The organism is [Clostridium] ultunense DSM 10521 (assembly GCF_000511955.1).
Taxonomy (GTDB): domain Bacteria; phylum Bacillota; class Clostridia; order Tissierellales; family Tepidimicrobiaceae; genus Schnuerera; species Schnuerera ultunensis.
In genome coordinates this window covers 433267-451555 of the sequence record NZ_AZSU01000001.1, presented here as the reverse complement: position 1 = coordinate 451555, position 18289 = coordinate 433267, and the positions used below count along the sequence as shown (strand labels likewise).

General features: G+C 34.6%; 15 protein-coding genes, 1 pseudogene and 1 riboswitch. Of the genes and pseudogenes, 1 reads left to right on the top strand and 15 read right to left on the bottom strand.

Annotated elements, in window-relative coordinates; translation table 11 throughout:
• Positions 1–214: 214 nt before the first annotated feature.
• The 15 genes from rpoN to CUL_RS0102255 form a co-directional block, all read right to left on the bottom strand.
• Complete coding sequence (gene rpoN / locus CUL_RS0102345) at positions 215–1594, bottom strand: RNA polymerase factor sigma-54 (protein ID WP_005585175.1); 1380 nt, start codon at positions 1592–1594, stop codon at positions 215–217.
• Between the two features lie 147 nt (positions 1595–1741).
• Positions 1742–2662: an ABC transporter permease gene (locus CUL_RS0102335; RefSeq protein ID WP_051403487.1), complete on the bottom strand. Its 921-nt coding sequence runs from the start codon at positions 2660–2662 to the stop codon at positions 1742–1744.
• A gap of 28 nt (positions 2663–2690) precedes the next feature.
• The gene (locus CUL_RS0102330; protein ID WP_005585177.1) at positions 2691–3803 is read right to left on the bottom strand and encodes an ABC transporter permease; all 1113 of its coding nucleotides are present in this window, start codon (positions 3801–3803) and stop codon (positions 2691–2693) included.
• The gene (locus CUL_RS0102325; protein WP_035142736.1) at positions 3790–5298 is read right to left on the bottom strand and encodes an ABC transporter ATP-binding protein; all 1509 of its coding nucleotides are present in this window, start codon (positions 5296–5298) and stop codon (positions 3790–3792) included. The genes CUL_RS0102330 and CUL_RS0102325 overlap by 14 nt, the downstream gene beginning before the upstream one ends.
• A gap of 102 nt (positions 5299–5400) precedes the next feature.
• Positions 5401–6498, bottom strand: a complete 1098-nt coding sequence (locus tag CUL_RS0102320) for a BMP family lipoprotein (protein ID WP_025640378.1) — start codon at positions 6496–6498, stop codon at positions 5401–5403.
• A gap of 227 nt (positions 6499–6725) precedes the next feature.
• The gene (grdD, locus tag CUL_RS0102315) at positions 6726–7910 is read right to left on the bottom strand and encodes a glycine/sarcosine/betaine reductase complex component C subunit alpha (RefSeq protein ID WP_005585180.1); all 1185 of its coding nucleotides are present in this window, start codon (positions 7908–7910) and stop codon (positions 6726–6728) included.
• 10 nt (positions 7911–7920) lie between these two features.
• Positions 7921–9465 carry a glycine/sarcosine/betaine reductase complex component C subunit beta gene (gene grdC / locus CUL_RS0102310; protein WP_005585181.1) on the bottom strand — a complete coding sequence of 515 codons (1545 nt, stop codon included), beginning with the start codon at positions 9463–9465 and terminating at the stop codon, positions 7921–7923.
• 82 nt (positions 9466–9547) lie between these two features.
• A complete protein-coding gene (grdB, locus tag CUL_RS0102300; RefSeq protein WP_081722729.1) occupies positions 9548–10858 on the bottom strand; it encodes a glycine reductase complex selenoprotein B in 1311 nt (436 codons plus the stop codon).
• A gap of 33 nt (positions 10859–10891) precedes the next feature.
• Positions 10892–11371, bottom strand: coding sequence for a glycine/sarcosine/betaine reductase complex selenoprotein A (gene grdA, locus CUL_RS0102295; protein ID WP_081722728.1), 480 nt, complete (start codon positions 11369–11371; stop codon positions 10892–10894).
• A 58-nt stretch (positions 11372–11429) separates the two neighbouring features.
• Positions 11430–12716: a glycine/sarcosine/betaine reductase component B subunit gene (locus tag CUL_RS0102285; RefSeq protein WP_005585185.1), complete on the bottom strand. Its 1287-nt coding sequence runs from the start codon at positions 12714–12716 to the stop codon at positions 11430–11432.
• Between the two features lie 68 nt (positions 12717–12784).
• Entirely contained in the window at positions 12785–13102 is a 318-nt protein-coding gene (gene trxA, locus CUL_RS0102280) for a thioredoxin TrxA (RefSeq protein WP_005585188.1), read from the bottom strand.
• A 24-nt stretch (positions 13103–13126) separates the two neighbouring features.
• Positions 13127–14065 (bottom strand): thioredoxin-disulfide reductase, encoded by a 939-nt coding sequence (gene trxB, locus CUL_RS0102275; protein WP_005585189.1) that lies wholly within the window; start codon positions 14063–14065, stop codon positions 13127–13129.
• 399 nt (positions 14066–14464) lie between these two features.
• Positions 14465–14579, bottom strand: a riboswitch (glycine riboswitch).
• A 103-nt stretch (positions 14580–14682) separates the two neighbouring features.
• Entirely contained in the window at positions 14683–16293 is a 1611-nt protein-coding gene (locus tag CUL_RS0102265) for a Na/Pi cotransporter family protein (protein WP_025640374.1), read from the bottom strand.
• A 100-nt stretch (positions 16294–16393) separates the two neighbouring features.
• Positions 16394–16861, bottom strand: coding sequence for a tRNA (uridine(34)/cytosine(34)/5-carboxymethylaminomethyluridine(34)-2'-O)-methyltransferase TrmL (gene trmL / locus CUL_RS0102260; protein ID WP_005585191.1), 468 nt, complete (start codon positions 16859–16861; stop codon positions 16394–16396).
• 14 nt (positions 16862–16875) lie between these two features.
• Complete coding sequence (locus tag CUL_RS0102255) at positions 16876–17703, bottom strand: Cof-type HAD-IIB family hydrolase (protein ID WP_005585192.1); 828 nt, start codon at positions 17701–17703, stop codon at positions 16876–16878.
• Between the two features lie 151 nt (positions 17704–17854).
• On the opposite strand from CUL_RS0102255, the pseudogene CUL_RS0102250 reads away from it, so the two are divergent.
• Positions 17855–18289, top strand: a pseudogene (locus CUL_RS0102250) (helix-turn-helix domain-containing protein); the annotation flags it as partial.

The window sequence follows — 18289 nt, the reverse complement described above, 5'->3', positions numbered from 1 at the left end:
GGGACATTTGCTGTCCCTCATATGTAATTTTTGTCCCACCTCTCTAAAAAAAATATAGCAATTGCCCTATACAATAGTATTATAATCTAAATTTCCTTAGTTTTCAAGAAATAATAAAAAAAACCCTAAATTTTAGCCCCGTTCAGAATGACAATTTGCCTTTAAACATATGAGCAAACTGCCACCCTGAGCGAAAAGCTAAGGGTCCTATTTTTTAATATCTCTTTCTTATTGATGACGAAGGAATTTCTAATTCATCTCTATATTTAGCTACAGTCCTTCTTGATATGCTTATACCTTTTCCCTTTAAAATATCGGATATTTTTTGGTCGCTATAGGGTTTTTTTTGGTTTTCTCCCTCTATAATATCTTTAATAATTGCTTTAATGCTGGTAGAAGATACATCTCCTTTGCTAGTAGAGAGACCACTGGTGAAAAAATATTTAAGTTCATATAATCCTCTTGGAGTTTGTACATATTTGCCATTGGTAGCTCTGCTAACAGTGGATTCATGCATATCAATATCCTCAGCTACCTCTTTTAAAGTTAAAGGTTTTAGCCCCTTTTCCCCTTTTTCAAAAAACTCTCTTTGGAATTTTAATATAGACTCTACTACATTGTAAATTGTAGCCCTTCTCTGCTCGATACTTCTAATGATCCACATAGCAGAATTCAATTTTTCAGATAAAAATTCTGTAGCCTTTGGGTCATTTCCCTTTCTAATCATCTCCCTGTAGAAACTATTAATATTCAATCTAGGTCCTGTTACATCGTTTAAAATTATTATATATTCTCCATCAATATACTCAATAGTTACATCTGGCGTAATATACTTTACTTGATCTGAATTTGGGCTAAAACATCTACCTGGTTTTGGTTCAAGTGTTCTTATATAATCACATATCTTTTTAACTTCATTTAAATCGATATCTAGTTCTTTTGATATCTTCATCAATCTGTTGTGAGCTATATCTTCTAGATAGTTTTTTATTATTAGTTCTACATAGGGGTTTTCCAATCTATCTCCTCTTACCTGTATCAATAGACATTCCTTTAAGTTTCTTGCGCCTACACCTAATGGGTCAAAAGTTTGTACAGTAAATAAAACGTTTTCAATCCTGCTAACTTTGATTCCCATATCCATAGCAATTTGATTAATATCTGTAATTAAGTAACCATTTTCATCAATGTTTTCTATTAAAACCTCCCCGATTTTTTTATCACTATCCCTTAACTCAGATACGTTTAATTGGAATAATAAATTTTCTTTTAGCGATGGTGAATAGCTAACAAAGTTTTCATAACTGAATTCCTTAATGTTTTTATCCCTTTGGGGCCTATAGCTAACATCATCATACTTTCCAATATACTCCTTCCAATCGATTTCCTCTCTTTCGTTACTATAATCATCAATATTTTCATATTCTTCCACCGTATTTACTGGATCCAATAAAGGATTTTCTTCAATTTGCTGCTCTAAATACTCATTCAATTCTTGGCTATTAAACTGGAGTAACTGTATGGCTTGTCTAAGTTCTGGCGTCATAATTAATTTTTGGACTTGTTCAAGAGCTAGATTATAACCCAATTTCATTAAGCTCACTCCCACCATTATTAATAATATTAATAAATACTTATTACTCTATTAATATTATTATACCAAAATCTTTGATGAAGTACAAAAACTTTTAATATTCTACAAAAACTTTTAGCCTCCAAAGAGGCTAAAAGTTCAATACATCTAATTCTTTTCATATGGTACTCCATTAGCTGCTGGTCCTCTAGCTTCCCCTACAAAGCCCATCAGAATGACTAAAGTTATTATGTAAGGTAACATAGCCAACAATTGTGAAGATATTTCCAAGTCGGTGCCACCTAAATGAACCACAAGACCTTGGGCTGCTCCAAACAATAGACAACCCCACATAGCTCCTTGAGGTCTCCATTTACCAAAGATCATGGCTGCCAAAGCTATAAATCCTTGACCCGAGATTAGAGCAGCTCTATAATTAGATATTACCGCTATACTCATAGCTGCCCCTCCAAAACCTGCTAATACGCCCGATAAAATTACTGCCAAATATTTTATTTTATATACATTCACACCGAGGGTTTCTGCCGCTCTCGGATGTTCCCCTACTGAGCGAATCCTTAATCCAATTTTAGTTTTATATAATAAAAACCAAACTGCTAACACCAATAAAAAGGCAATATATACGGTAGCATATTGATTAAATATGGAGTTCAAGAAATTAAAGATTTTTTTCAATATAGGATTAGAGATCGAAATAGATGAAAAAAATCTATTTAATGGTCTAGGTATTTTATGGTTTAAGTCCAAAGGCAAGGTCATAGCAGCTCCATCAAAAAATATTTTTGTTAAAAATATTGAAAGACCAGGTCCTATAAAATTTATTGCTATGCCTGATACTACATGATCCGCTGTAAAAGTTACACAAGCAATAGCATGAAGAAGAGCTAAAAATCCACCAGCTAATCCAGCTGCTAAAAAACCTAACCAAGGATTTTGAGTAAAGTAGGCTACAGTTGCTCCAGCAAAGGCACCAATGGTCATCATGCCTTCTAAGCCAATGTTTACAACTCCTGCGTTTTCAGATAAAACTCCACCTAAAGAGGTGTACATTAAAGGTGCTGAATACATTAAAGTTATTCCAATAATTACTCCTAAATCACTTAGAATCTTCAATCTTTACACCTCTCTTTCTCCCTTTCATAGAAATTATTAATTCAATAAGCTTTGGCATTGCTACAAATAATATTATAACACCAATGGTTATATTAATAACCTCTATCGGTGCTCCTATAGTTGGTTGTAGTTTACTACCTCCATATTTTAATCCTCCGAATAGCAAGGCAGCTGGAATACACCCTAATGGATTACTAGCTGCTATTAAAGAGACTGCGATACCATCAAATCCATAACCTTCCATAGTTGCTAATATGGCTGTTTCTTTTGATACTCCTAAAACTTGAGTCGCTCCTGCTAGACCAGATATAGCTCCTGCTATCGCCATGGAGAGGATTATATTTCTATTTATATTTATACCACCATATTCTGCCGCATCCCTATTGTAGCCTACTGCTCTTAACTGATAACCCAAAGTTGTATTTTTTAATATATGCCAGATTAAAATAGCAACTAATATGGCAATTATGAACCCAAAATTAACAGGAGGATTTAAAAGATCTCTAAGGAAACTATTGCTTTTAAGAAAAGCCTTACCTGCTTCAGAAGTTTTCCATTGACCAAGAATTTGAATGCTGGCCGTATCTAGTATCCTTTCCGAAGCATCCCTATTTAGTCTTTTAAAAGGTTCCCAGAACACTACGAAATTACTGAAATATAAGGCTGTCCAATTTAGCATTATAGTAGTAATGACTTCATTAATTCCAAATTTAGATTTTAAAAGTCCTGCTATTCCACCCCATATAGCGCCTGCAAAACAACCTGCTAATATTGCTACTATTGGATGGATAATTGGAGGCAGATGAAAAAAATATCCTACTAAGGTAGCCACTAAGCTACCAATTATAAATTGTCCTTCAGCTCCAATATTAAAAAGACCGGTTTTAAATGCAAAAGCAACAGATATCCCTGTCAATATAAGAGGTGTAGATCTTATAATAGTCCAGGAAATATATTTAGGATTACTAAATACTCCTCTAAGCATTACTCCATAGGCTACTCTCGGATTATATCCTGCAATTGAAAGAACTATTGCCCCTACTATCAATCCTAATATTATCGATATGACAGTTATTACAAATCTATTTTGCTTCATCTCTAGCACCTCCTCCAGCCATTAAATATCCTATAGTTCTTTCGTCTGCATTTTTCCCATCCACTATATCTACAATTTTACCATCATAGATGACCGCTATCCTATCTGAAAGATTCATTATCTCTTCTAATTCAAAGGATACTAAAAGGACTGCTTTACCTCTATCCCTTTGATCTACTAAATATCTGTGAACATATTCTATAGCCCCTACGTCTAATCCCCTAGTTGGTTGAACTGCCAACAAAACTTCCGGATCGTTGGTAATCTCCCTTGCTAATATTACCTTTTGCTGGTTCCCGCCTGATAAAGCTCCTGCCATTTGCTTATCATTTCTGGGTCTCACGTCAAATTTGTCTATTAGTTCTACAGCAAATTTGCTGATATTTTTATGATTCAACCTGCCTTTTTTAGAAAAAGGCCCTTTGTGGTAATTTTCTAATATCATGTTTTCTGCCACGGTAAAATCCAAAACAAGACCTCGTCTCTGTCTATCTTCAGGAATATGACTCATGCCACTTTCCATAATCTCCTTCGGTGATAAATTAGTAATATCTCTACCTTCCAATAGAACTTTTCCATTTTCAATATTCCTTAATCCAGTTAGCCCTTCCACTAGTTCTGATTGGCCATTACCATCTACTCCTGCTATTCCTAGTATTTCCCCTTTATGTAGCTTTAATGAAAGTCCCTTTACAGTATTTAACCCCCTATTATCTTTTAGCATTAAATTATCTATTTCTAATATAACTTCACCAATTTCTGGATCTTTTTTGTCTACTTTAAAGCTTATTTCTCTTCCCACCATCATAGATGCCAATTCTTCTTCTGTCACATTATCCACCCTAACTGTATCGATTTTCTTTCCCCTTCTAATGATAGTACAATAATCTGCAGATTGCTTTATTTCTTTCAATTTATGGGTAATTATTATTATAGTTTTACCTTGTTCTGTTAAGTTCTTCATAATTTGGATTATTTCTTCTATCTCTTGAGGTGTTAATACCGCAGTAGGTTCATCTAATATGAGTATATCTGCACCTCTATAAAGGGCCTTAAGAATCTCTACCCTTTGCTGCATTCCTACAGATATATCTTCGATCTTAGCGTTGGGGTCTACATAAAGCCCATACTTTTTTGACAATTCCTCTACTTCTTTTGTAGCCTTATTTATATCTATAATTCCAAATTTATTAGTTGTTTCCATGCCCAATATAATATTTTCCACTACAGTAAAATTGTCCACCAACATAAAATGTTGATGAACCATTCCTATGCCATTTTTAATAGCCACATTTGGATTTGTCACTTCTACTTTTTTGCCATTGATGAATATTTCCCCCGATGTTGGTTCATATAATCCATATAATACATTCATCAATGTAGTTTTCCCAGCCCCATTTTCTCCTAATAGTGCATGGATTTCGCCCTTATGGACTATTAGATCTATATTATCATTTGCAACAAAATCTCCAAACTTTTTTGTAATATTTCTCATTTCTATAACTTTGATATCAAAGTCAATATTGTTCAACAGGGCCCCTCCTATCTTTTCTAGTTTTAAGCAGCTCAGACTATTGCCTGAGCTGCTTAATTTCCCTTATTCTAATGCTTTAATATATTCAATATAAGTTTCTTCATTAAATGGTACATCGATTTCCCCATCTATAATCATTTGTTTTAATTCTTCTACTTCATCAAGTATTTCCTTTGGTACATGCTTGTCTGATGTTGGTGCTATGTCTACTGCTCCACCATCTGCAAGACCATAAACGATGGTTTCTCCACCTGGGAATTTACCTTCTGTTAAATCTTTTACTATATTATAAATACCTACATCTACACGCTTCATAGCTGATGTTAATACATTATCTGGTGCAAGGTAGTTTTGATCTCTATCTACGCCTATTGCCCATTTATCTTGTTCCTTAGCAGCTTCTATAACACCTGTACCTACATCACCAGCTGCATGGAATACTATATCTGCGCCCTGTTGATACATTTGAGTTGCAATAGCTTTACCTTTAGCTACGTCGGAGAAGGATTCAGCATATTGGTTTAGAACTTTGATTTCTTTACCTAATTCCTTAGCTGCATATTGAACCCCAGCTTGGAATCCATAGTCAAATCCCCATATAACGTCTCCCGCAATACCGCCAATAAATCCAATAGTATTGGTTTCAGTCATTTTACCTGCAATATAACCTACTAAGAAAGACGGTTGTTCCGCTTTAAATACAACTCCTACTACATTATCCGGAGTTTCATCTCCGTAGGAGAAGTCAATTATTGCATATTTTTGATCTGGATTAGCTTCTGCTGCATCTCTTACAGCGTCAGATAATTTAAATCCTATACCCCAAATAAGGTCATTTCCTGCATCTAATAGTGTTTCAAAGTTTGGTGCAAAGTCAGCGTCTTGTTGAGATTCTACATAATCTACTTTTACACCTAAATCTTCTTCAGCTTGTTGCAAACCTTCCCATGCTGATTGGTTAAAGGATTGGTCATGTACTCCACCTTCATCAGTTACCATTGCAATCTTTAAGGGTTCTTCTGCTGGTGTATCTTCAGCTTCACCTGAATCATCTACCTCAGTTGGCTCATCTGTATCAGCTGGTGTTTCAGATTTTGAACAGCCAACAACGGTAAAAACTAAAATACCTATTAGCAGCAATGCTAATAATCTTTTTTTCAATTTAAACTCCCCTTTCTTGTTTTGTAATAGCTATTAATTTAAATACCCATATATATATAAGTTATTCTATATAGCTTATATATATTAGGTTTTGGATAAAAATTTGATAGTTTTATATATGTATCAACATAAATATTATATAATACAATAGGGCTTTTATCAATGTATAAAGTATACAATTGAGTAAGATAAAAACACTCCAAGATCTCTTGGAGTCTTGGAGTGTTTTAGCAAGGATCTGAACCTCCTGCTACGTATCCCGCCTCAGATAATATTTCTATGGATTTTGCCAACCTTTCTTCATTTACCATAACTATAGGTCCAGTACATCCCATTCCAGATTCTGCATAAATACCTTCTTTCCATAGGACTTTTACCGCATCCTCTAAGTCCATAATATCTATACCAGAAATAGTACCAGTTACCGTTTCAGATGGTGGTGCCACCACTTCTTCATCGTCATCTTCTGCTTTTTTAGTGTCCTTTGTTAATCCCTTTAATATATCCTTAAGTCCTGCTTTATTGGCCTTTTCAAATTCAGCTTTAGCTATTTTGCTTACATTGCCTTTAATTAGGCTTGCACCATAACTTATGGCATTTGCAACAACTGGAATTCCAGAAGCTCTTGAAAGTATCAATATAACTCTATCATAATCTTCACCTATACCAGGCCCATAGCCATAGCCTAAGGATTCATAACTTCCACCAGTTGTATAAGAGGAAAATACTTTCATTAGTATATTTCCTGTCAATGTATCGGTAACCATTACATCTGGTACTCCAGCAAGTAAATCGTTTCCTCTCATAACGCTACCGCCATCTGCTCTCATAGATTCAGTAAGGTTAATGCTATATCCATTACTATTTAATTCATTTAAGGCTCTTTCTACTTGCCTTGCCCCATCCACATTTAATATCCCTACCGTTGGATTTTCAATTCCTAAGGCTTTTGCAGTTATTATTCCATTAATTCCATTTTTAACCATAGCCTCAACTCTATGGGGGGATGAAGTGCCTGTTGTAGTTGCTATAATCATTTCCCTGCCTTTGCCAGGAGTTACAACTCTTCCCACTGTTGAAACCCCTATAGGAAAGCTATAATGCATTGTAACACAAGCACCTATTTCACCATTATCCAACATTTCTTCCATCTTTTTATAGCCTTCATCTTCTGAATCTACTACAACTTGAGTTAATTTAGAATCGACCTTTGGTCCAATCAATACTACCTCTATGGAAGGATCCTTTTCTTGGGCCATTTCTGCACCCTTTACCAAATTTTCCACACCGTGTTCACTGCCCAAAGTCGTTAAACCAACTCTTACTTTTTCTCCAAATTGACCAGTTTCAACTGCATCAGCTATATCTGAAAAAACTTTCCCAATCATATTTTTAATATTTTTTTCTGCCATTTTATCACCTCTAATCCTGAAGTAGATGAGAAGCAAAATCTCTCATAGCTTCAGCTACAAGTTTTCTAACTTCTTCTTCAGATACACCTTTTTCCTCATCTGCTTTTCCTGGATTCTTTTCTACTACAATGGATACTCCGTCAAATAGGTTAGTCATTCTTCCTAAGAACAGACTACCTTTCCCAACGATCATAGCTCTTTGAATCTTATCTTCTAACATATCTTCCCTTGCAAATCCTAAATAAGGTACACCTGATGGAATATGGCCTTGGGTTGGTGCCCAACCTTCCATACCATGCTTTCCAATAAAATCATTGATTTCAGCTCTTTCAAGATCCTTTCTCATTACCCCTAATGCACCAATCATCTTATAGTTCGCCGTTGGTACATCTCCTGCTCCAGCTGGTTTTGTTACATCTGGATTTTGCATTTCTACTGAATATTTATCAATATCTGTTATTTTTAGATTACCTTTATCTAATGGTGCTGTTACCAATGCGCTCATTACCGCTTGTGGTGATGAACCTGTCCCTACTGTATGTCTTCCTATTAAATCAGTTCTTAAAATTGGATTTACACCATCATTTTCCGATACTAGAACTGCAAATCCGCCAATAACATCTTCAAGGATTGGCATATCCTTTTCTACGTGGTTTTTCCCATTCATACCTAGTTTAGCCGTTGAACCACCTGCTAAAACTACTACATTCTTAAATGCTCCAGATTGAACTAGAGAAGCTGCCACAATTAAAGCATGGGTGGGTGCTGCACAAAATCCTCTAGTATCGGAACCAGTAGCATTCTTAAGTCCAACCATTTCAGCAATAGCTTTAGCAAAATTGCCTCCACCTCTTTGGTTCATATCTCCACAAGCTTCTTCTGAACATTCTATAACATATTCTACATCGTCAGGGTTAATATCGTTTTTAGCAATAAGGTTTAATCCTGCTAAAACTCCTGAAGCTTTGGATACAAGATTTTCAAATAGTACATGAGCACTTAAGTTTTCATCAACATCATGAGCTCTTTTTACACATCCTACAGTATTACCACCTGTAATAAGAGGTTCTGCTCCTTGTTCATCTATTAGTTTTTCAATATCTGATAACTCATCTCCGGTTTTAAGTCTAGATATTAGATCTTCCCTTCCTTTAATTAAGGGATGGACTTCTAATTTTGCTTTCACTTCTTCGGTAAATTCTTTAGTTAGCTTAACTAAATCGAATACATCTACTATCTTGATAAGTCCAATAAATTCATCTTCTGGCATCATTTCACCAAATTTACCAAATCTGTCTGCATCTTTTAATGGATTTTGATACCAAGGTTGTTGCTGGTTTTTCAAATCTTCTGGTTTGTAATTTCCAATATAAACTTGGTTTGGTAAATAATTTACCGCCTCATCAAAGCTACGTAAATGGTTTGGTAACTTTTTTAGGTATTCTGAATCAGGATTTATTACTCTCTCCGTAGATTGGGTTGTTCCATTGTGAATAACCATATCTTCGGCATGGACTAAAATGTAACTAGCCCCTTTTACTACAGGATAATTCATATTTACACCTCCGTTGATTATATCAAATTTATATTTAGACTTAAAATGGGTGATATATATCACCCATTTTAAGTTTTATATATTATTCTTCAAAAACAGTTTGATCTTCAACTTCTGTTGTCAAAGCTTTTAATGCTTTCTCAACTAAATTTCTTCTTAAAGCCTTTTCATCTTTAGGATCTAAGTTTGGATTTCCTAGTGGGTGAGGTATAGCAATAGTTGGAACGATTCTATTTGCCCCTACAGTTAATGAAATTGGTACTACTGTACACATATGAATTACAGGTAGACCTGCACGTTCAATTTCTTTTACCATTGTTGCACCGCAACGTGTACAGGTGCCTCAGGTAGAAGTTAATATAACTGCATCTACCCCATCAGCCACTAATTCTTTGCCTATTTCTTCAGCAAATTTCTTAGCACTTGCTACTGCTGTTCCATTACCTACAGTAGTATAAAAATATCTATGAAGTTTGCCGATTTTGCCTTCTTTTTCCATTTCCCTTAGTACATCTACTGGTAAAACTCTATCTGGGTCTTCATTAGCATATACTGGGTCATATCCTCCATGAGCAGTTTCATGGTCAGCACTTGTTAAGTTTTCAAACCCTTCAATATCATACTTACCATATTTAGAAGCTGATGAAGATTCAATATGATCTGGATTTCCTTTTGGAACAATACCCCCAGAAGTTACTAAAGCAATTGTGGCTTTTGAAAGATCTTTAACTGCTGGTTGTGGGTCAACCCTATCGAAATCCGGCATTGGGAATTCAGTCTCGAATTCTTCACCTTTAAGCTTCTTAAGTAGCATATCCACTGCTCTTTCTGAGCCTCTCTTTTCAGTAAAGAAGTTCTTTCTAACTCCTCTAGGTATATAATGCTCTTCCTCTGGGGAACCTATTTCTTCACCTTTTGCAATTTTTAAAGCTAATGGTACCATCTTCTTAACTGCATCTCTCATTCCAGCAGCACTATTTTTAGTAGATACTATATAGACGCTCTTCTTAAACATATCTGCTCCTGGGTTTTCTACATACATTCCAGTTAAGGATGGAATTCCTAATTCATTTTGTACTGCATCAGTAATTGTACCGCAGGCAACTCCGTATCTACCTGCATTAAATGCAGGTCCTGCTATAAATAGGTCTGGGTCGTATTTTTTAACCATTTCCAATATTTCAGCTTTTGCCTCTTCAATATTTTCTCCAAAATAGCTGTCACCGCAGATAATAGTAGCAACTATTTCAGCTTCGCCTTTAAATCCTGCATTTATAGCCATACCTGGTCCTATGATTTCTTCTCTAACTTCTGGCTTAATATGCGCTTTTTCTTCTCCACCTATACCAGCGAAGAATTGATTTATATAATGGACAACTTTAATTTTCCCCATTAGTTTCCCCCCTCTCCTTTTTTTTGTTGGGAATTAATCGTTGAATTTACCGTATTCTTCTCTTATGCCTTTTACTTCTTCAACTATTTCATCAACATCTAAAACCATTTCCATCATGCCTATTTGTTCATCGTAAACATCTGGGTTTACAGATTCTTTAAATTCTGGTTCTACTGCATGATAAACTCTAAGTCCTAACTGGACTCCTGCTAATGGACCTGCAAAAGTTGGGTCTCCTGCTGTAACTGTTTCAGCTGCTAATCCAGCTGCTTCAGCTTCTGCTCCACCTATTAATACGATCATGTTTTCTGCACCGTATTTTTCAGTTAAATCTTTAACCCTCTTTTGATTTTCCAAGTCCATTGCTCCTGCAGCCGTTCAGACAAAACACTCAGTAGATGAAAATACTACTTCAGCATCTGTAGTTTTAACGCATTCTTCTATGGCTGGTCCTGGTATGCCATCTCTATCGCCAATTATGATAACTTTTTTGTCAGCATCAAATAACGACATCATCACACATCCTTTCTTGATATTAATATATTTTTGATTTTCTAATACTCTTATATAACTAGAATCCTTTAGCAGACATCTTGTTAAATCCTAGTTCATTTGTTGCACCTGTTATAGCCTGGAGTTCTACTACTATGGAGCCATCTTTCTTAAGGCTACCATCAAAACCGCCAGCTATAATATCGATAAATTCAGTATGACCTATTACCTTATCCATTGGAGGTAATTCTATAATCTCATTAGCATTTCCACCAGTTACTACTGCATCAGCTAGTGGATCTGCGTCAGCTAATGACTGACTAGCACCATCCCTACCAGCATATTCGTCAGTTATTATAACTGTTTTGATGCCTTTTTGCTCTATTTTTTTACAGTTCATGATTAAGTCTGTATCTGGGTTTCCAAAGCCTTCTTGAGATATTACAACTCCATCTAATCCAAGATATTCTGCTAATTTAGCAGTCCAGTTCGATGATCTTTCTTTATCTGCTAGATATACATTCTCGTTAGTTATTATTACTCCAAGGAAATTTAGCTCCTTGCCATGTTTAGCATATAGATCCTTTACAACTGGGTTATTTAGATGATGATAAGTTGTATTCTTATCACAAGCAGATACGCAGTTTCCACTTATAATAGCTCCATCCATTATCTCTGTTGGATACATCAAAGTGGGAACTATTTGCTTAGCATCTACTCCATATACATAGGTATCGTGGAGTAACCCTTGAGATTGAAGCATTTGTACATATGCCACTTTTGGTAAGTCTGGATATTTTTCAATGTTTTCAAGTAGCGGCAATGTTTCATATACTTCAACTTTATCAGGATTTAGTTCTTTAGCTGCTTCTGCTAAATATTTGGCAGCCTTAAAACCTGCAAATCTTACTGCTCTTTCATGGTCATGTTGTTTTAGATCATCTGCAGGTTCACAGATTAATACGATATTGTTTAATTTTGAAAACGGAGTATAATCTGCTCCTGGACCTGTCATATCGATAATCCCTTCTTGGAATCCAACGATTTTTCCTGTGGTAACTACTGCACAGCCTTTTAATGCATTAGTCTTTCCACTACCTACAACATCAACCTTGGATAATACTCCTGGGAATATTCCTCCCGGTCCCTCTACTTTAACTCTTGGTTCAATTACGTCCTTTACAGGTGTAATTCTTACGCTTTCGCCAGGTTTTGCAATTTCTACGTCTACTTCTTTTAGGTGCTCATCCTCTTTAATTAAAGCTATTAACTCTTCTTTGTTTACGTAAAGCACCCCGCCATCAATTTTGGTTTCTTCACCAAATTGAACGTCATTAATAAGCACATGGCCTAATTCAAGACGCATATAGTTCACCTCCCCTTATTTTAAAACATATATATCTTAACTCCGGGAAAACCCAGAATTAAAATCTACTAAGCATACTTTTTAACTAATTCTTCTACAGCTGAAGCTGTTGCTTCAGATTCCGCCAATCTTTCTACTTCTTCGCCATCTTTATAGATGATAATTGCAGGTAATCCCATTACCTTTTGTTTTATTGCCAACCTTCTAGCTTTAGTAATGTCTAGTGAACAGAATTTTACCTTGTCACCATATTTTTCTGCTAATTCATGAACATGAGGCATCAATGCCTTACATGGTTCACAGGTTGGTCCCCAGTAATCAACTAATACAGGGCCCTCTGCCTTTAATACTTCCTCCTCAAAATTATCTCTAGTTAATTCTAACATTAAGTATCCCTCCTATAATTAATTTTAAACATCAAATACTTCGTTAATATATTTTTCAGCTTGGACTGCTGCTATAGCACCATCAGCAGTAGCTGTTACCACTTGTCTCAAAGATTTTACTCTAACATCTCCGGCTGCAAACACTCCTGGAATATTAGTTTTCATATCTTCATCAGTTACTATATATTCATCTTTTAATTCCACTTTACCTATAAACAATTCTGTTGCAGGGATGAATCCAATAAATGGAAATATCCCAAAAGTTCCATCATCTTCATCAGCAAATACTTCCGTTAGTTCTCCAGTCTTAACATTCTTAACTACCATAGATTCAACTATTCCATCGCCTTTTATTTCTTCTACTACTGAATCCCACATAAAATGCATTTTGTCATTGCTAAATGCTTTTTCTTGAATAGATTTAGCAGCCCTTAATTCATCTCTTCTATGGATTATGGTAACCTTTCTAGCAAACTTAGTTAAGTACATACCCTCTTCTACTGCAGTATCTCCTCCACCTACTACATAAACTTCCATATCTTCAAAAAAAGCTGCATCACATGTAGCACAGTAGGATACGCCTCTACCAGTTAACTCCTTTTCACCAGGACAACCTATTGGTCTTGGATTTGCACCAGTAGCAATTATTACAGTTTTAGCTTGATATTCACCTTTTTCTCCTTTAAGCACTTTAATTTTACCTTCTAATTCTACCTCTTTTATTGTGTCAAGAACTCTTTCTGCTCCAAACTCTTCAGCTTGTTCTACCATTCTAGCTACTAAAGTAGGCCCTGTGGCATCTTCAATAGAACCTGGATAATTTGCTACTTCAGCTGTTGATACGATTTGTCCTCCAGCTTTTTCTTTTTCTAATATAAGGGTTTTTAGTCTAGCTCTTGAAGCGTATAATCCTGCTGCCAGCCCTGCAGGACCTGCCCCTATAATGACGACATCATAGATCATAGTTTTTCCTCCTTTGAAAAGATTATTGTGTTGCACCCATTACTTTAATTTGCCAAAGATGGTTCAATAATATTCCTGTAAATAACGAAAGTAACGTACAAACACAGTTTAATGAAAAGTTAGATTCCCACATTCTTATGTAATGCTTTCCTCTATTCCGTTGACAAGTCACGATGTAATGAAAATTACTATACTACATTTATAATAATAGAAATCTGGTAATAAAACAAGTTTTGTTATAAAAAACTCATACATAAATAGTTTACCCAAAAATTCTCCTATAAAAACAACAAAAACAGAATAGAAGGAAATATTACTTGCCCTCCACCCTGTTTCATAACCTGAGAGTTTCCCCATATAAATGGATTGCTCCTTCGGTGCTTACGCTTTTCAGAGTTCCGTCAAAGTACGGTTCTTTTGCCTGAGATCATCATCATAAAATGGCAAACTTTATGACTTATTCCTTCGGCGCCAAATTACATAAATTATATTTGGTCTCTCCCGCACTTATCATCCGAAAATATATAGTTGTTTGATATTTTTTTCACACTTTACTGACATTATAATATATAAATTTAATTAAAACAACCCTTTTATTAAATTTTTATTTTTATTTTTTAATCTTTTAGTTGGTCTAGTACATAAAGGGATATATTAGACGAATGATCAGAAACCCTTTCTAAATTACTTATCAGATCTAAAAAAACTGCCCCAGAACTTGGTTGACATAGTAATTTATTTAACCTTTCAATATGGCTTGCTCTATATTCCTCTTCCAAGGCGTCTATTTCTTCTTCAAGTTTAAGGACCTGTCTTGCTTTATCGAAGTCCACATCCTTCAAAGCCTCCAAAGTTTTTTTAAATACTTCTTGACTCTTTGCAAATATAGTGTCGAACTCTTCAATAGCATCATCACTAAAATGCAACCTATCATCTATTACTATTTGAGCTAATTCGGCAATATTATCTGCATGGTCTCCAACCCTTTCAATATCGTTTACCACATTGATTAAAATATTTACCTGAATATGTTGCTCATCTGATAAAGGGGCATTGGAAAGTTCTACCAGGTATTCAACAATATCCTTTTCCAATCTATTTATTACTTTTTCCTGAGAAAAAACCTCTTGAGTCATCTTCTCATCTTTATTCTTAAAGGCTTTTGCTGCTATAACTAAATTGTCCTCTACTATTTTGCCCATTCTAAGTACTTCTTTTGTTACTTGCCCTAAGGCTATAGAGGGAGTTTCTATAATTCGTAAATCTAAATATTTCAATCCAGCTTCAGTTGTTTCTTCCACATCCCCAGGAACCAGTTTCATTGCCGCTTTTACCAATAATCTGGCAAAGGGAAGTTGTATAGCAACATTTATTAAATTGAACAATGTATGAGCATTGGCAATTTGCCTTTGTATATCATTTGGCGATATTTTTAATACAATGTTTTCTATGGGTCTCCTAAGTAAGGTCATAAAAATAATAGTACCCATTAAGTTGAATAAAAAGTGAATAACTGCAGCTCTTTTTGCCGTTTTGTTGGTACCTACACTAGAAATTAAAGCCGTAGTAGTAGTACCAATATTGTCTCCAAATAAAATAGGAAATGCTATATCTAAACCAATAAGTCCTTGGGAAGCCAAAGCTTGCAATAAACCAATGGAAGCACTACTACTTTGTACTATAGTTGTCAATCCTAGTCCAACTAATATACCTAAAAAAGGATCCTCTAGACTAACCATAATATTTGAAAATATGGGATTCCCTGCTAAGGGCTTTAAGCCATTGCCCATCATATCCATTCCTATAAAAAGGATACCAAAACCAATCATTATTTCAGCTAAATTTTTTGCCCTCTTTCTAGATGAAGCAATCCAAACTCCTACACCAATAGCAACAGCCAATGGAGCAAGATCCGTTAATTTAAAAGCAATTAGTTGTGCCGTAATGGTAGTTCCTATATTAGCGCCCATTATAACACCTGTAGCTTGAGATAAAGTCATAAGGCCTGCATTAACAAATCCTATAACCATAACAGTTGTTGCACTACTACTTTGTATTACCATTGTAACTAAAGCCCCTACCAATACTCCCATAAGCCTATTATTTGTTAATATTTCTATTAATTTCTTTAACTTTTCTCCTGCAGCTTTTTGCAAACCCATTCCCATTAAGTTCATGCCATATAGGAAAAGTCCTAGCCCACCTAATACCGGTAATGCAATATCCATTCGTATCCTCCTGACTAATATTAAAATTTTGTCTATTAATCTTTTGCGTGAGACCAATTCTTTATTAATATAATTTTGGAGCTTAGAAATTCGTAAAGTATTATTCTAAATGTGGAAAACCTAACTGTCTTAGCGCTTCAAACAATATAATATTAACGGAGTTCGACAAATTCAAGGACCTCTTTATACCTTGTTTCATTGGAATTTTAATTGTTTTATCCCAATTTTTATCTAATATCTTATCTGGAAGACCTTTAGTTTCTTTCCCAAAAACAATATAGGAGTCATCCAAATAATTAATATCTGTATAATAATTCTTTCCTTTAGTAGTAGCATAGAAGAAGTCTTTATTGCCATGTTTTAATATCAGCTCGTCAAAGTTTTCATAATAATGAATCTCCACCAAATTCCAATAATCCAACCCAGCTCTTTTTAAATACTTATCTTCTACAGAAAAACCTAATGGTTTAATCAGATGAAGAACCGTATTGGTAAGAGAACAAGTTCTAACTATATTCCCAGTATTTTGAGGAATTTCTGGTTCCACTAGCACGATATTTATCCCCATTCACAACTCTCCTTTTACTTATTTAGTACATATTCTTCTATAGCCTTTGCTACTCCATCGTCATCATTAGTGTTAGTAATTACATGCACATGTTCTTCTATACTTTCTGTTCCATTTTTCATACCAACTGCCAACCCTGCCATACTAAACATAGAAATATCATTTTCATTATCCCCAATAGCTACTACTTCCGATTTATCAATATTTAACTTTTCTATCAAATGCTTCAATGCGCTACCCTTAGACACTCCTTCATTCATCACTTCAATATTGTTATACCAAGAACTAGAAATATTTATACCTTCTATATCCTCCAATTTTTTTCTAAATTTTAAAAGCTTATCTCTATCATCTTCAATAATAACAAATTTATAAATTATTGGGCTTTTCTTATTTAAAATTTCCATTGGATTTTGAAATAACTCTAAATTTATCTGCTGTTTTTTCAAACTATCTTTATAAGATTCGTAGTGCTTTAACATTCTACCGACAGTTTCTTTTGAATAAAATGTATTGGTATTATAAAAATGATAATAAAAATTACTTTCTTCTGTTAATTCAACCAGTTCTTTAATAGAAGCCATATCCATTGGGTTTTCATATAATATATCTTTCCCATTTTCACAAGTAATCAATGCGCCATTACAAGCAATTATTGGGCTATCCAATCCTATAGTTTTGCCATAGTAGAGAGCAGATTTTAATATCCTTCCAGTTGATAAAACAATATATATTCCTTCCTCAATAGCTTTAAATAAAACTTTTCTATTTCGGTCAGAGATTTTATTTTGACTATTTAACAGTGTTCCATCCATATCTATAGCTATTAATTTATATTTCATCTATTTTCCTCCTCTTTATTTGCCAAATTTAATATACCATAAAAATATAAATAGTCAATAAAAAACTCTTTTTTTGTATTATTATTCTATGATAATGTCATATTAAATTCATTCTGATAAAATGTCATATATGAGAGAGGAGATATTTAATATGACTCAAAAAGAAATAACTAGACTTAGAGTCATTAATCAAACAGTTGATAAAGTAATAACTATTCGAGAAGCTGCTGAGATTTTAAGCTTAAGTGAACGCCAAGTGTTAAGGTTAAAGAAAGGAGTTGTAGAAGAAGGACCTGCGTTCATTATCCATAAAAACAGAGGCCGTAAACCAAAGCATGCTATATCGGATGGAACTAGAGATTTGATTATTAAACTTAAACAGACAAAATATAAGGAGGCTAATTTTAATCATTTTCAGGAATTAATTGAAGAACATGAAAATATTCAGGTAAGCTATCCTACGGTGTATAGAATTCTAACTGAGGCAGGTATTAAAAGCCCTAAAAAGCATCGTAAACGTAAGACACATCATAGAAGAAAAAGAAAACCTCAAAAAGGCATGTAGTGCAAATTGATGCATCTCCCC

Bases quoted from the DNA above. Each gene is read 5' to 3' on its own strand.
- rpoN (WP_005585175.1), bottom strand. From the start codon at position 1,594: ATGAAATTGGGTTATAATCTAGCTCTTGAACAAGTCCAAAAATTAATT.
- CUL_RS0102335 (WP_051403487.1), bottom strand. From the start codon at position 2,662: ATGTATTCAGCACCTTTAATGTACACCTCTTTAGGTGGAGTTTTATCT.
- CUL_RS0102330 (WP_005585177.1), bottom strand. From the start codon at position 3,803: ATGAAGCAAAATAGATTTGTAATAACTGTCATATCGATAATATTAGGA.
- CUL_RS0102325 (WP_035142736.1), bottom strand. From the start codon at position 5,298: ATGAGAAATATTACAAAAAAGTTTGGAGATTTTGTTGCAAATGATAAT.
- grdD (WP_005585180.1), bottom strand. From the start codon at position 7,910: ATGGCAGAAAAAAATATTAAAAATATGATTGGGAAAGTTTTTTCAGAT.
- grdC (WP_005585181.1), bottom strand. From the start codon at position 9,465: ATGAATTATCCTGTAGTAAAAGGGGCTAGTTACATTTTAGTCCATGCC.
- CUL_RS0102285 (WP_005585185.1), bottom strand. From the start codon at position 12,716: ATGCGTCTTGAATTAGGCCATGTGCTTATTAATGACGTTCAATTTGGT.
- trxA (WP_005585188.1), bottom strand. From the start codon at position 13,102: ATGTTAGAATTAACTAGAGATAATTTTGAGGAGGAAGTATTAAAGGCA.
- trxB (WP_005585189.1), bottom strand. From the start codon at position 14,065: ATGATCTATGATGTCGTCATTATAGGGGCAGGTCCTGCAGGGCTGGCA.
- CUL_RS0102265 (WP_025640374.1), bottom strand. From the start codon at position 16,293: ATGGATATTGCATTACCGGTATTAGGTGGGCTAGGACTTTTCCTATAT.
- trmL (WP_005585191.1), bottom strand. From the start codon at position 16,861: ATGGGGATAAATATCGTGCTAGTGGAACCAGAAATTCCTCAAAATACT.
- CUL_RS0102255 (WP_005585192.1), bottom strand. From the start codon at position 17,703: ATGAAATATAAATTAATAGCTATAGATATGGATGGAACACTGTTAAAT.